Annotated in this window: 11 protein-coding genes; 3 read left to right on the top strand and 8 right to left on the bottom strand. The window is 63.7% G+C overall.

From position 1 onward, the window contains the following. Nucleotides 1-5: 5 nt before the first annotated feature. From gspG to ABWL43_RS19030, 4 genes are all read right to left on the bottom strand, one after another. On the bottom strand, nt 6-455 hold the full coding sequence (gene gspG, locus ABWL43_RS19015; RefSeq protein ID WP_145165883.1) for a type II secretion system major pseudopilin GspG: 450 nt from the start codon (nt 453-455) through the stop codon (nt 6-8). Then, nucleotides 452-1,648, bottom strand: a complete 1,197-nt coding sequence (gene gspF / locus ABWL43_RS19020) for a type II secretion system inner membrane protein GspF (RefSeq protein WP_404483615.1) — start codon at nt 1,646-1,648, stop codon at nt 452-454. Before gspF ends, gspG begins: the two co-directional genes overlap by 4 nt. After that, nucleotides 1,645-3,342 carry a type II secretion system ATPase GspE gene (gene gspE, locus ABWL43_RS19025; RefSeq protein WP_404483617.1) on the bottom strand — a complete coding sequence of 566 codons (1,698 nt, stop codon included), beginning with the start codon at nt 3,340-3,342 and terminating at the stop codon, nt 1,645-1,647. The genes gspF and gspE overlap by 4 nt, the downstream gene beginning before the upstream one ends. Before the next feature lie 264 nt (nt 3,343-3,606). Beyond that, nucleotides 3,607-4,647 carry a LacI family DNA-binding transcriptional regulator gene (locus ABWL43_RS19030; RefSeq protein ID WP_404483619.1) on the bottom strand — a complete coding sequence of 347 codons (1,041 nt, stop codon included), beginning with the start codon at nt 4,645-4,647 and terminating at the stop codon, nt 3,607-3,609. Between the two features lie 205 nt (nt 4,648-4,852). Between ABWL43_RS19030 and ABWL43_RS19035 the strand changes: the two genes are divergently transcribed. From ABWL43_RS19035 to ABWL43_RS19045, 3 genes are read left to right on the top strand one after another with little or no spacing between them, the layout of a single operon-like run. Next, nucleotides 4,853-7,045 carry a TonB-dependent receptor gene (locus ABWL43_RS19035; RefSeq protein ID WP_404483621.1) on the top strand — a complete coding sequence of 731 codons (2,193 nt, stop codon included), beginning with the start codon at nt 4,853-4,855 and terminating at the stop codon, nt 7,043-7,045. 2 nt (nt 7,046-7,047) lie between these two features. Then, complete coding sequence (locus tag ABWL43_RS19040; protein ID WP_404483623.1) at nt 7,048-8,379, top strand: LLM class flavin-dependent oxidoreductase; 1,332 nt, start codon at nt 7,048-7,050, stop codon at nt 8,377-8,379. After that, nucleotides 8,376-9,308 (top strand): sulfonate ABC transporter substrate-binding protein, encoded by a 933-nt coding sequence (locus ABWL43_RS19045; RefSeq protein ID WP_404483625.1) that lies wholly within the window; start codon nt 8,376-8,378, stop codon nt 9,306-9,308. The genes ABWL43_RS19040 and ABWL43_RS19045 overlap by 4 nt, the downstream gene beginning before the upstream one ends. Nucleotides 9,309-9,488: 180 nt before the next feature. Here the strand turns inward: ABWL43_RS19045 and fecE are convergent, their stop codons facing one another. From fecE to ABWL43_RS19065, 4 genes are read right to left on the bottom strand one after another with little or no spacing between them, the layout of a single operon-like run. Further along, nucleotides 9,489-10,280 (bottom strand): Fe(3+) dicitrate ABC transporter ATP-binding protein FecE, encoded by a 792-nt coding sequence (fecE, locus tag ABWL43_RS19050; protein WP_242199170.1) that lies wholly within the window; start codon nt 10,278-10,280, stop codon nt 9,489-9,491. A gap of 4 nt (nt 10,281-10,284) precedes the next feature. Continuing rightward, nucleotides 10,285-11,253: an iron ABC transporter permease gene (locus ABWL43_RS19055; protein ID WP_145165875.1), complete on the bottom strand. Its 969-nt coding sequence runs from the start codon at nt 11,251-11,253 to the stop codon at nt 10,285-10,287. Continuing rightward, nucleotides 11,250-12,239, bottom strand: coding sequence for an iron-dicitrate ABC transporter permease FecC (gene fecC, locus ABWL43_RS19060; protein ID WP_404483627.1), 990 nt, complete (start codon nt 12,237-12,239; stop codon nt 11,250-11,252). Before fecC ends, ABWL43_RS19055 begins: the two co-directional genes overlap by 4 nt. Nucleotides 12,240-12,241: 2 nt before the next feature. Beyond that, nucleotides 12,242-13,156 (bottom strand): Fe(3+) dicitrate ABC transporter substrate-binding protein FecB, encoded by a 915-nt coding sequence (locus ABWL43_RS19065; protein ID WP_404488454.1) that lies wholly within the window; start codon nt 13,154-13,156, stop codon nt 12,242-12,244. Between the last annotated feature and the right edge of the window lie 278 nt (nt 13,157-13,434).

Genomic DNA, 13,434 nt, shown 5'->3' on the forward strand with positions numbered 1-13,434 from the left:
CGAGGTTATTCCCAGTTGCCCAGATCGGCGCTGTAGCCATCGCCGCCCGGCTGGCCGTCCTGACCGTAGAAAATCAGGTCGAAGGCGCCGTGCTCGCCGGGGTAGCGATAGCCGAAGGCATGGCCGAACGGGTCCTTGAGGTCGGAGGGCTTGGCGTAGGGGCCGGCCCAGCTGGATGCGTTGGCGGGCTTGTCCACCAGCTGTCGCAGGCTGTTGGGCGGTGCGCCGACGTCGAGGGCATAGCTGTCGATTTTCATGCTCAGGCCGGCCAGTTGCGCCTTGCCTGCGCCGTATTTGCCCTTGTCCACGTTGCCGCCGACCTGGCGCACCACAATGGTCGCGACAATGCCCAGCAACACGATCACCGCGAGCATTTCGAGCAGGGTGAAACCGCTTTGGCGGCGTGTCGATCCGAGTTGAAGGTGTCGCATGGGAGTGGCTCCTTGAAGGTTCATATATTGCTGGTCAGGCTCATCAGCGGCAGCATGATCGCCAGCATGATTACCGCCACCAGCACGGCCATGACCACGGTCAGCGACGGCACCAGCGCGGCGAGCAGGCGGTCGATGCCGCGTTTGGCTTCGACGTCGAACACCTCGGCGACCTTGAGCAGCATGCTGTCCAGTTCACCGGCCTGTTCGCCGACTTCAATCATTTGCAGGGCCAGGTCTGGCAGCAGCGGTTGCGCGCCGAACGCGCTGGCGAGGGTGCCGCCGCCTTTGACCGATTCCGCCGCATCCGCCACTTGGGCTTGCAGCGCCCGGTTGGTGCAGACTTGGCGGGCAATCACGAGTGCTTGCAGCAAGGCCACGCCGTTGCTGAGCAGGGTGCCGAGGGTGCGCGTCAGTCGGGCGGCTTCGACGCGTTGCAGCAGCGGGCCGATCACGCGAATGCCGAGCAGGCGGCGGTCGTAGCGCTGCCTGCGCAGCGGATCACGCAGGCGTGCCGCCACGATCCAGATGACCGCCACCAGAGCGCCCAGGACCCACACGCCATAGGCGCCGAGGAACTGGCCAAGCGCGAGAATGACCTCGGTGATCAGCGGAATCGGCACGCCCAGGTCCTGGAAAATCGGCACGAATTGCGGCACCACGTACGCCAGCAACAGCGCCAGCGAACCCACTACACCGACCACCAGGAACGCCGGGTAGATCAGCGCATTGATGACGTCGCCGCGCAGCAATTGGCTGCGTTCCAGGTAGTCGCCCAACTGATGCAAGGTGCTTTCCAGCGCGCCACCGGCCTCACCGGCGCGCACCATGCTCAAATACAGCGCCGAGAACGTGTCGCCCTCCTCCTCCAGCGCGGCGGATAACGGCTTGCCCGCCTTGACGTGGTCGCGGATACGCTCGATCAGCGCGCGCACCTGGGGTTGGCCGGGTGGTTTGAGCAGCAGGCCCAACGCGCGCTCAAGCGGCTGACCGGCGCCGAGCAACGTGGCCAGTTGCTGGGTAAAGCTCACCAGGGTCGCGCCCTTCAACGGCCCGCGCGCAGTGCGCAGCAGTGGGCTGCCGGCCACTTCGATGTGCAACAGCAGTAAGCCGCGCTTGTGCAGGACGGCGATGGCAGCCGCCTGGTCCTGGGCTTGCAGCGTGCCGTTGTGGGCCACGCCCTGGCTGTCCAGCGCGCGAAACTTGAACAGGCTCACGCGCCCTCTCCACGGGTGACGCGCAGCACTTCTTCCAGCGAGGTGACGCCCGCCAGCGCCTGGCGCAGGCCTTCTTCATGCAAGGTGCGCAGACCGGCGCGGCGCGCGGCCTGCTCCAGCGTGGCGGCGTCGGCGTGGCGCATCAACAGGCTGCGCAGTTCGTCGTTTATCACCAGCAATTCGGTGATTGCACTGCGACCGCGATAACTGCCCTTGTAGAGCAGGATCGGGCGCTGGTCGGTCAAGCGATCCAGGCCATGTTCTTCGATCAGTTCCGGCGCGGCTTCGAATGCCACGCGGGTCGCCGGGTCCAGGCGCCGGACCAGGCGCTGGGCGAGAATGCCGCTGACCGTCGAGGCGATCAGGTAGCTTTCCACGCCCATGTCCAGCAAGCGCGTGATGCTCGCGGCGGCGCTGTTGGTGTGCAGGGTGGAGAGCACAAGGTGGCCGGTGAGCGAGGACTGGATGGCGATGCGGCAGGTCTCCAGGTCGCGGATTTCGCCGACCATGATCACGTCCGGGTCCTGGCGCACGATGGAGCGCAGCGCACCGGCGAAGTCCAGGCCAATGGCGGGCTTGACCTGGATCTGATTGATGCCTTCGAGCTGGTATTCCACCGGGTCTTCAACGGTGATGATCTTGCGTTCAGCGGTGTTGAGCCGCGACAACGCGGTGTAGAGGGTGGTGGTTTTGCCCGAGCCGGTGGGCCCGGTGACCAGCAGGATGCCGTGCGGGCGTTCAAGCAGGTCGAGAAACGCCGCCAGGCGCTGGCCGTCAAAGCCCAGGCTCTGGAAGTCGAACTGCACGGTTTGCCGGTCGAGCAGGCGCATCACCACCGATTCGCCGAAGCTGGTGGGCACCGTGGACACGCGCAGGTCCAGCGCCTTGCCCTGGACACGCAGCATGATCCGCCCGTCCTGGGGCAGGCGCCGTTCGGCGATGTCCAGGCGCGCCATGATCTTGACCCGCGAGATCACCGCCGCCGACGAACTGGCCGGCGGCGCTTCGGCGTCGTGCAGCACACCGTCGATGCGGTAACGCACCTTGAGCTGGTTTTCGAAGGGTTCGATGTGGATATCCGACGCGCGCTGTTCCACCGCACGCTGCAGGATCAGGTTGACCAGGCGAATCACCGGCGCTTCGGAGGCCATGTCCTTGAGGTGTTCGATATCTTCCAGCGCCCCGCCCTGCTCATCGAGGTTTTCGATCAGGGTGCCCATGGCGGAGCGGCCCTGGCCGTAGTAACGCTCGATCAGCGTGTCGACTTCAGTACGCGGGCCGATGGCCAGCCACACCGGCACCTGGCAGGCGTAGGCCAGGGCTTGAAAGGGATAGAGGTGCGCCGGGTTGGCCGCCAATACGCGCAGGCCACCTTGGGCCCAGCCCATGGGCACAACCTGGTAGTGGCGCATAAAGCGTTCAGTGAGGGCGGGCAACGGGTCGAGCAGCGGCGGCGCGGCATCGGCCAACAACAGCGGCGCGCCAAGCAGGTCCGCCCAGGCGCGGGCCAGTTCGATTTCAGAGACCAGCCCCAGACGCGCGAGCAGGCCGAGCAGGTCGCCGGCGTCCGTAGACAGGCGCCGGGCGCGCTCCAGGTCGACCGTTTTCAGCCCGGCGTGCCGCATCAGCCACGCGCACACGTGGTCGGTGTGCGGGATCTGCAGAGTGCAGGCATCGATGGGCATTGACGACATAGTGTGGGGTGTCTAGTTGCGAGAAAGTATGGCTATTTGGAACTACTGGCCAATACCGGAGAAGTGCCATTAGTTCGCCACGCCGCAGTCGGGGTTAACCGGGTTAATCGACTGAAAGTTGTAAATCTAGTTCCTGACGGCTGGAAACAAACTGAAAAGAATACGCATTGGCTGTCCCGGATTTCCGGTACAGCCCTTGATTTAGGGCTTTTGGAGTGAATCACCAGAAGTGAGCTAGTTGCAATTAGCCACTTCACTAGTTATTCAAGTGCTCTCACGCTCAATCAAGCGACACTCCAGAAGATTCAATCGCACAACTTCATCCTCCACTGGCAGAACACCCAAACTTTCAAGTACCCGCGTGGCGGCTAATATTCCGATGTCCAGGGCTGGCGGTTTTATCGTGCTCAGACTTGGCAAAAGCATTTCGGCAAAGGGGTAATCACCAAAACCGAGCACGGCGCAGTCTTGCGGGATGTTCAATCCGGCCCGCTGGCCTGCCAGCAAACCACCGGCGGCCAGGTTGTCGTTGGCAAAAAAAATCGCATCCGGCGGCGTGGCGTGGCTCATCAGCACCTGCATTGCCTGCTTGCCGGCTTCGAAAGGCGCCAGGTCCGCATCCGGAGCAAACACCCAGGGCTGCACCCCCAGTTGGGCGGCGGTGGCGGCATAACCGTCGCGCCGCTCCAGCGCACTGAAGTCGCCGGGCGCACTGTTCTGCACGAAGGCGATGCGCCGATACCCTTTGGCATGCAGGTAGCGCGCAGCACTGACGCCCACCTCGTAATGGGAGAAGCCAATCTGCAAGGGTTCGCGCGTGGGCACGTAATCCCAGGTTTCCACCACCGGAATGTCTGCCTCGGCGATCATTTTTTCAGTGACCGCGCTGTGGAAACGACTGGTCAGTACCAACGCCGCCGGCGACCACCCGAGAAACGCGCGCACCGCGCTTTCTTCCTGGTCGGCGCTGAAGTAGCTGGACGCCAATAGCAGCTGATAACCATGGCGGCTGAGCGTGTCACTGAAGCCCTGGATGGTGTTGGCAAAGATCGGCCCGGAGATGTTGGGAATCACCATGGCCACGATCCGCCCACGCGCCGAGGCCAACCCACCGGCCACCAGATTCGGCACATAACCCAACTCGGCCACCACCGCCGCGATGCGCTCCCGGCGCTCTGGCGAGACCTGCTCTGGCTGATTGAAATAACGCGACACGGTGATCGCCGACACCCCGGCCTGGCGCGCCACGGTATTGAGAGTGACGCGCCCGGCGCCACGGCGTTTGCGCGGTTTTTCTTCGCTCAAGAGGCAATCCTGTTAGAAACGAAAAAGCATATAGGACTAATTTTTTAGTATTTGACGCTCTAAACCAGCCCCAACAATAATGCCGATGTTAGCGCTACCAAAGCGCTTTGTCTGCTACTCGCTCGAGCGAATGCCCAAGACACGACACAGGCGCTGACGGTCGCAGAACCGCAGCGGTTCAGGGCATTTTTGGAGCGGGCACAGCATGCACAACTTTCCACGTCACACTCATTTATTGTTTCTCGCCGGGCTGAGCGCCCTCCCCGCGCCGGGCGTATTTGCCGCCGATGAGCAAGAACCCACGCTCAAATCCGTCACGGTTACCGCGACGCGGCGCGAAGAGTCGCTGCAAAAAGTCCCGGTGGCGGTCTCGGTACTCGATGGCGAACAACTGGAGCGCGACAACCGCAACGGCGTGGCGAGCATCGTGCAGCAAGTGCCGTCGCTGAACTTTCGCACCGGCGCGTCGAACAAGGACACCTCGTTGTTCGTGCGCGGCGTGGGCACCATTTCCACCTCCCCAGGCGTTGAACCGACCGTGGCCACAGTGATCGACGGCGTGGTGTATGCGCGTCCAGGCCAGGCCACCCTCGACCTGCTGGACCTTGAGCGCATCGAAGTGCTGCGCGGCCCGCAGGGCAGCCTGTTCGGCAAGAACGCCTCGGCCGGCGTACTGAACATCACCAGCAAGGCACCCACCGCCGAGACCCACGGCTATATTGATCAGTCGTATTACAGCGGTAATGAAAGCCGCACGCGTTTTGGCATTGGTGGCAGCCTGGTGCCGGGGGTGCTCAAGGGCTCGATCAGCACGCTGTTCGGCAGTTACGACGGTAATGTGGATAACAAAAATAACGGCCAGGAGGTCAACGGCTACAACCACAAAGGTATTCGCGGCAAGCTGGAATTCACCCCCAGTGACGAGGTGAAACTGACCCTGATCGCCGACTATATGCAGGCCCATGACGACGGCCCGAATGGCGTGGTGAGCAAGTCGCTGACACTCGCGTTTGCCAATGCGTTGAGCCCGGTGCGCGCGTCCAGCGACAACCGCGATATCAACACCGACACGCGCAGCCATGTCGAAGACACCAACAAAGGGTTGTCGGCGCAGCTGGACTGGAACCTGGGCGACTACACCCTGACCTCGATCACCGCCTGGCGCGGCTGGGACAACACCCAATACCAGGATGGCGACCGCCTCGGCACCGTAACTGCCGCCTTCCCCGGCACCGCCGACAAGGGCGAGCTGGCCTTCGACCAGTACTCCCAGGAACTGCGCCTGGCCTCGCCCAAGGGTGAATTCCTGGAGTACGTCGGTGGCCTGTTCTACATGCACGGCAAGGACGAAGAGACCTACCAGCGCACGCTGACCACCCCGGCGCGCACTGACCGCGGCATTGCCGACTACAGCACCACCAGCGACAGCTACGCGGCATTCGGTGAAACCACGCTGAATTTCACCTCACGCTTTCGCGGCATCGCCGGCCTGCGCTACACCCACGACGAGCTGAAATACGATCACCGCCGCGTGTCGACCTCCGCCACCACGGTGAGTGGCATTCAACCGGCCACCCGCAGTGCCGGTTCGGTAGACGAGGACGGCTGGTCCGGGCGGCTGGGCGTGCAATTCGACATCAGCGACAGCATCACCAGCTACCTGACCTACTCACGTGGCTACAAAGGCCCGGCGTACAACGTGTTTTTCAACATGCAGCCGCGCGACACCAACGCCCTCAAGCCGGAAACCTCCAACACCTGGGAAGCCGGGATCAAGGCCACCAGCTGGAACAATCGCCTGACCACCAACCTTGCGGTCTTCCACAGCGACTACGACAACTACCAGGCCAACTTTTTCGACACGGTCGCAGGCCAAGTCGTGACGCGCCTGATCAACGCCGGCAGCGTCAGCACTGAAGGTGTCGAACTCGATTACGCCTTGCAGGCCACCCAGCAACTCAAGTTGTCCGGGGCCCTGGCTTACACCCGTGCGCGTATTGACGAATTCGCCTGCCCCGCCGGTGCGGCGGCAACGTGCAACGTGAATGGCAAACCACTGCCGTTCAGCCCGGACTGGAAAAGCTACGTGCGCGCCGACTACAGCATCTCGCTGGAGAACGGCCTGGACATTGAGCTGGGCACCGACTACAGCTGGCAGAGCGAAGTGCAGTACGACATCAGCCAGAACCTCGACACCAAACAAGGCGCCTACGGCATCTGGAACGCCAGCGTGGCCCTGGCCGATTACAGCAATGGCTGGCGCGTGGCGCTGTTGGCCAAGAACCTCGCCGACAAGTCTTATTCACCGCTGCTGGCCAGCGGCGGCAACTACATCTACCGCGCCGTGCCCCGTGACGATGAACGTTACTTCGGCGTGCAACTGCGCAAGGATTTTTAAGCATGAGCCGTCAATTGAAACTCGGCGCCTTTCTCATGGCCACCGGGCACCACGTCGCCGCCTGGCGCCACCCGGACGTGCCGGCCAACGCCGGGCTGGATTTCGCCCAGTACAAACGCCTGGCGCAGATCGCCGAGGCGGCCAAGTTCGACGCGCTGTTTGTGGCCGACAGCATTGCCGCCGCCACGGGTGAGATCGCCAGCCAGATGGCGCGTTCGGATCACTTCGAGCCGCTGACGTTGCTCTCGGCATTGAGTGCGGTAACGGCGCATATCGGCCTGATCGCCACGGCGACCACCAGCTACAACGAGCCCTACCACGTGGCCCGCAAATTCGCCTCGCTGGACCACCTCTCCGGCGGGCGCGCCGGCTGGAACCTGGTGACCTCGGACAATGCCGCCGAGGCGCAGAACTTTGGCCGCGATGAGCACCTGGGCCATCGCGAGCGTTACAGCCGGGCGCGGGAATTTCATCAGGTGGTGACCGGGCTGTGGGACAGCTGGGAAGACGACGCTTTTGTGCGCAACAAGGCCAGCGGCCACTACTATGACCCGGCGAAACTGCATGTGCTGGACCACGTCGGCGAGCATTTCCGGGTCAAGGGCCCGTTGAACGTGGCCCGCTCGCCACAGGGCCAGCCGGTGGTCGTGCAGGCGGGTTCTTCCGAAGCCGGCCGGGAGCTGGCTGCGCAGACCGCCGACGTGGTGTTCACCGCGCAAACGTCGCTGGCCAATGCGCAGGCGTTTTATGCCGACCTTAAAGGGCGACTGGGCGGCTATGGGCGTGAGGCCGACGCGCTGAAAATCATGCCCGGCGTGTTTGTGGTGGTGGGGCCAACCGAGGCTGAGGCACAGGCGAAATTCGAGGCGTTCCAGGCGTTGGTCGAGCCCGAGGTGGGCGTGGCCTTGCTGGGGCGCATGCTGGGTAATTTCGACCTGTCCAAGTACCCGTTGGACGGGCCGTTGCCGTCGCTGCCATTGACCGACAGCGGGCAACGCAGCCGCCAGCAATTGCTCAGTGACCTGGCGAATCAGGAGCAACTGACGCTGGCGCAACTGGGCCGGCGGATTGCCGGTGGTCGCGGGCATTACAGCCTGATCGGCACGCCGCTGCAGATTGCCGATGAGCTGCAACGCTGGTTCGAAAACGCTGCGGCCGATGGTTTCAATATCCTGGTGCCGCATTTGCCGGGAGGGCTTGAGGATTTTGCCCAGTGGGTGGTGCCCGAACTGCAGCGGCGCGGCCTGTTCCGGACCGAATACACCGGCAGCACACTCAGAGAACACCTCGGTTTAGTGCGCCCGGCGAATCGTTTCAAGGCGGCTCAGGCATGAAAATCCCTTTGCTGTTGCTGGCCCTGCTGGCCGTCACCGACACCGCGCTGGCGGCCGACCCCGCCACCCTGCGCATCGGCTACCAGAAAGGCTCTATCGCCCTGGTACTCGCCAAGGAACACGGCTTGCTGGAAAAGCGCTTTGCACACACCGCGGTGAAATGGATCGAGTTTCCCGCCGGCCCGCAGATGCTTGAGGCACTGAACGTGGGCGCACTGGATGTAGGCTCTACCGGCGATATCCCGCCGCTGTTCGCGCAAGCGGCCGGTGCCGACCTGGTCTACATCGGCGCCGAACCGCCCAAGCCAACCGCCGAAACCGTCCTGGTGCGCAACGACAGCCCGCTGCACTCGGTTGCCGACCTCAAGGGCAAGAAAGTGGCCTTCCAGAAGGGCTCCAGCTCCCACAACCTGATCCTGCGCGCCTTGAATAAAGCCGGCCTGCGCTATCAGGATATTCAACCGGTGTACTTGCCCCCGGCCGACGCACGCGCGGCGTTCGAGCAAGGCAGCGTGGACGCCTGGGCGATCTGGGAACCCTATTCGTCATTGGCTTTGAGCCAGAGCCCGAGCCATGTGCTGGCCAACGGCGAGGGCCTGGGTTTGTCGGGGCCGATGTACACCGCGCGGCGTGAGTATGCGCAGGCGAACGGCGCGTTTATCCATGCACTGTTGGATGAACTCAGTGCTGCCGAAGCGCTCACCCGCAGCGAGCGTGAAGACAGCTTGAAGGTGCTGACCGCCTTTATGGGCCTGCCTGCCGAGGTGATTGCCCACTATATGGATAACCGCCCGCCTTCGCCGATCCTGCCGATTGACGAGACGGTCATCCAGGCGCAGCAAGCGACGGCGGATCTGTTTTATCAGAACCGTTTGTTGCCCAAGGCCATTGAAGTGAAGAAAGCCGTGTGGAGCGCTGAAGCCAACTGAGGCCCAGCCTGCACCCACAGTTTTTGACTGTATTTCACATCAAGTCATGCAGAGCAGTAACAGGCTAAACACGGTCAACCTGTGGGAGCTGGCTTGCCTGCGATGGCGGTGGATCAGCCAGCCTGCTATCACTGACCCACCGCTTTCGCAGGCAAGCCAGCTCCCACAGGTTGAGTGGCGTCAGGCTTGATTTCGGGTGCTTTTTTCCACGAGGCACATCGGTGTGCCGGCCACCGGCTCGCGCATGATCTGCACCTGCACATCGAATACTTGACGCATCAGTTCGGCGCTGATCACTTCGGCGGGCGCGCCGTGCGCGACCAGTTTGCCGCCGTGCATCACCGCCAGGTGGTCGGCGTAGCGGCAGGCCTGGTTGATGTCGTGGAGCACGGTGATCACGGTCTTGCCTTCGGCGGCCAGTTCGCCCATCAGGTCGAGCAGTTCGACCTGGTGACTGATGTCGAGGTAGGTGGTGGGTTCGTCGAGCAGCACCACCGGTGCGTTCTGCGCCAGCACCATCGCCAGCCACGCGCGTTGGCGCTGGCCTCCGGACAAGTCCGCCAGGGCGCGGTCGGCCAGGGCGTCGAGTTCCAGGCGCTGCATGGCTTGGGTCACGTGGGCCTGGTCGTGGCCGCTCAGGCGCCCCCACAGCGAGTTATGCGGGCTGCGGCCATAAGCGATCAGTTGGCGCACGCTGACGCCTTCCGGCACCGGCAACACCTGGGGCAAAAATGCGATCTGTTGTGCCAACTGACGAGCGGACAGACTGGCGTAGGCTTGATCCCCCAACGTCAACTCGCCCTGGCTTGGCTTGAGGATGCGCGCGAAGGCCTTGAGCAAGGTGGACTTGCCGCAGCCATTGGGCCCGATCAACGCAGTGACACGCCCCGGTGGCGGCGCGAACGACAAACCCTGCACGATGCGCGTGGCGCCGTAGCCGATGTCGAGTTGATGTGCTTTTAAAATGCTCATGTCATCAGCCCTTGAACCGTGCCAGCAACCAAAGAAAATACGGCGCGCCAATCACCGCCGTCAGCACCCCCGCAGGGATTTCGCTGGGCGCGATCAACGTGCGCCCGAGGGTGTCGGCCAGCACCAGCAACAGCGCGCCGATCAGCATCGCCGCCGGCAGCAGATACAGGTGATGCCCGCCCACCAGCCGCCGCGCCATGTGCGGCGCGACCAGGCCGATAAACCCAATCGGCCCGATCACCCCCACGCCCAGGCTGGTCAGGACCACCGCGCACGCCATCGCCAACCAGCGCGTGCGGGTCAGTGCGGTGCCCAGGCTGTGGGCGGCTTCGTCGCCCAGGGCGATCAGGTTCAGCGGTTTGGCCAGGCACAGGCCCAACGGAATCAGCAGCAGAAACGGCAACACCAGCGCCACGTGGTGCCAGTTGCGGCTCCACAAACTGCCGGTCAATGCGAGCAAGGCGGTGTTGATATCCAGCGGATGGGAGAGGATCAGAAACTCGGTAACGCTGGACAACGTGACCGCAATCGCCACGCCCGACAGCGCGAAACGCACCCCGGAAAAACTCACGCCGGTGTTGTACAGCGCGAGCAGCAAGGCGCCACCCGCACCGCCGAGGCAGGCCACCAGGGGCAACCAGGCAATCGGCATGTGCGGCCAGCCGATGATCGCCACCGTCAGTGCCAGCCCGGCGCCCTGAGTGACGCCGAGGATTTCCGGCGAGGCCAGCGGGTTGCGAATCACACCCTGGACAATCGCCCCGGCCAGGCCGAACGCGCAGCCGGCGAGGATGGCGATCAGGCTGCGTGGCAGGCGATGGTTCCACACTTCGAAGTCGAGGGCGTTGTGGGCCAGCAGACGGTCCAGCACCGTTTCCGGGGTGAGCCACACCGTGCCGGCACTGAGGCTGACACCGGTCGCCACCAGCAACATGCCGAGCAACAGCCATAGGCGTAATCGGGGTTGGGTCATAGCGCGCGCCTGGCAAGAAAGAGGAAGAACGGCGCACCGATCAGCGCGGTCACGACACCCGCCGGGGTTTCCACCGGAAAGGCCACAGCGCGGCTGAGCAAGTCGGCGCCGAGCACGATCGCCGCGCCCAGGGCTGCACTCAGCGGGATCAGCCAGCGGTAGTCATTGCCGAGAAATTGCCGAATGATATTCGGCGCGATCAGCCCGACAAAACCGATGGGGCCGACGGCGCAGACGCTGGCACCCACCAGCAACAGGCTGGCGAAAAATACCTGCAGACGCAGGCTGGCGATGCCCACGCCCAGCGAGCGTGCAGCGTCTTCGCCCAGGTTGATCAGGTTCAGGCGCGGCGCGCACCACAGCGCCCACAGGCCGCCGATCAAGGTGCAAGGCCAGAGTAATTGCACCTGGGCCGCGCCGACGTTGGCCAGGGAGCCGGCCAGCCAGTTCAGCACGCTTTGTGCCTGAGCCTCGACCAGAATCACCGTAAGCCGCGTCAATGCTGCGCACAGCGCCGCCACGGCCACGCCGGCCAATACCAGCCGGCCTTGGGCGGTGGCGGGCGACCACGCACCGCCCAGACTGAACACGGTAATCCAGGCCAATGCGCCGCCCACGCAGGTCATCAACAATGCGCCGCCGGCAAAGGGTGGCGCGACCAAGCCGGTCGAGAACAATGCCAACCCCAGCGCCGCACCCGCCGTTACACCAAACAGCGACGGCGATGCCAACCGGTTGCGGGTAATGCCCTGCATCAGTGCACCGGCCAGGCCCAGGCAAGCCCCGACCAAGGCCGCGCATACCGCTCGCGGCACCCGCAACTGGGCGACGATATAGGCCATATTGCCGCCCACGCTGCCCTGGTGAACCAAGCCATTCCAGGCATCCGTCGCCGTGAGGGTGAACGGTGACCAGCTGTACAAAGAGAGCCAGAACAATAAAGCGCCCAGCAGCACGATACTCGCTGCCGCGAGACTTCGGCCCATGCTTATTGGCTCAGTACGGCTTTGCCGCCTTTGAGAATGGCCAGGGCGTCTTCGGCGATCTGCTCCGAGGCCAACACACCGCGATTGCGCGCCCAGCTGTCGCCGTCGACTTCGGCCACATGGTGGTTACGCACCGCACCGAGCACTTGCCACAGCGGCTGCTTGCTCCAGGTGTCGACGATGCTTGGGCGGCGGTAGTGACCGACCAGCAACCAGCCCGGATCCAGCGCGAGCAATTGCTCCAGGCTGACAAACTCGGTGGGGGCGGCGTTGGCGCGCACCGACGGTACTTTCAGGCCAATGGCCTGCAGCACGCTGCCGGCGTAGGAGTCCGGGCCGTGCACGGAAAAGCTGTCTTCCCGGGCGACGCCGAACAGCACGCTGGCACCGGCGGGTATCTGCTTGGCAATCGTCTGCAAATGCTCGCGGTTCTGCGCGATACGCGCCTCCATCTGCGGGCTTTTGCCCAGGGCCTTGCCGATCAGCTCGGCGGATTTGAGGCTGCCCTCGTAATCCTCACCACGCGAAGGCAACAGCAAGGTGGGCGCGATGCTCGACAGGTCGCTGTACAGCGCCTGGTGGCGATTGAGGTCGGCGACGATCAGGTCCGGCTTGAGCCGGGCGATTTCCTCGATGCTCGGCTGCGAGCGCAGGCCCACGGATGTCCATTGGCCGATGGCCTGGCGCACGCGCGGCAGCACTCGGTTGGCGTCGCCATCATCGGCAGCGCCTACGGGCGTAACGTCAACAGCGGCGAGGCTGTCGAGAAAGGAAAACTCCAGCACCACCACGCGCTTGGGCACATCCGGCAAGTGCACTGCGTGCTGACCATCATTGAGGTCGATGGGTGCAGCGCTTAACACGCTGGAAGAGAACGCCAGGAGGCAGGCGGCAAGGGTCGGGATGGAGCGCAGCATTCGCATGACAGGGACCTCGGCGTTGGAACACCCCGGCTGGACAGGCTGGGGAAAACGGCGGGTACTATTCCATATCGGGGCGATGCAATCAAAAAACATTCTTATTAACGCTTTTTTCATTTACAGGCGCTGTACATCCTGTGGGCAGTTGGGCTGCTGTGGCGAGCGGTGGCCGTTGTGGTGAGCGAGCTTGATGTGGCGAGCGGGCTTGCCCCGCGTTGGGCTGCGCAGCAGCCCCTATTCAGTCACCGCAGTTTTTTCAGTCAGAACTCATTGGC

The sequence above is a fragment of the Pseudomonas sp. HT11 genome (genome assembly GCF_044875395.1).
Taxonomy (GTDB): Bacteria; Pseudomonadota; Gammaproteobacteria; order Pseudomonadales; family Pseudomonadaceae; genus Aquipseudomonas.

Coding starts and splice junctions, on each gene's coding strand:
- ABWL43_RS19045 (WP_404483625.1), top strand. CDS start 8,376: ATGAAAATCCCTTTGCTGTTGCTGGCCCTGCTGGCCGTCACCGACACC.
- ABWL43_RS19035 (WP_404483621.1), top strand. CDS start 4,853: ATGCACAACTTTCCACGTCACACTCATTTATTGTTTCTCGCCGGGCTG.
- ABWL43_RS19055 (WP_145165875.1), bottom strand. CDS start 11,253: ATGACCCAACCCCGATTACGCCTATGGCTGTTGCTCGGCATGTTGCTG.
- gspE (WP_404483617.1), bottom strand. CDS start 3,342: ATGTCGTCAATGCCCATCGATGCCTGCACTCTGCAGATCCCGCACACC.
- fecE (WP_242199170.1), bottom strand. CDS start 10,280: ATGAGCATTTTAAAAGCACATCAACTCGACATCGGCTACGGCGCCACG.
- fecC (WP_404483627.1), bottom strand. CDS start 12,239: ATGGGCCGAAGTCTCGCGGCAGCGAGTATCGTGCTGCTGGGCGCTTTA.
- ABWL43_RS19040 (WP_404483623.1), top strand. CDS start 7,048: ATGAGCCGTCAATTGAAACTCGGCGCCTTTCTCATGGCCACCGGGCAC.
- ABWL43_RS19065 (WP_404488454.1), bottom strand. CDS start 13,156: ATGCTGCGCTCCATCCCGACCCTTGCCGCCTGCCTCCTGGCGTTCTCT.
- gspG (WP_145165883.1), bottom strand. CDS start 455: ATGAACCTTCAAGGAGCCACTCCCATGCGACACCTTCAACTCGGATCG.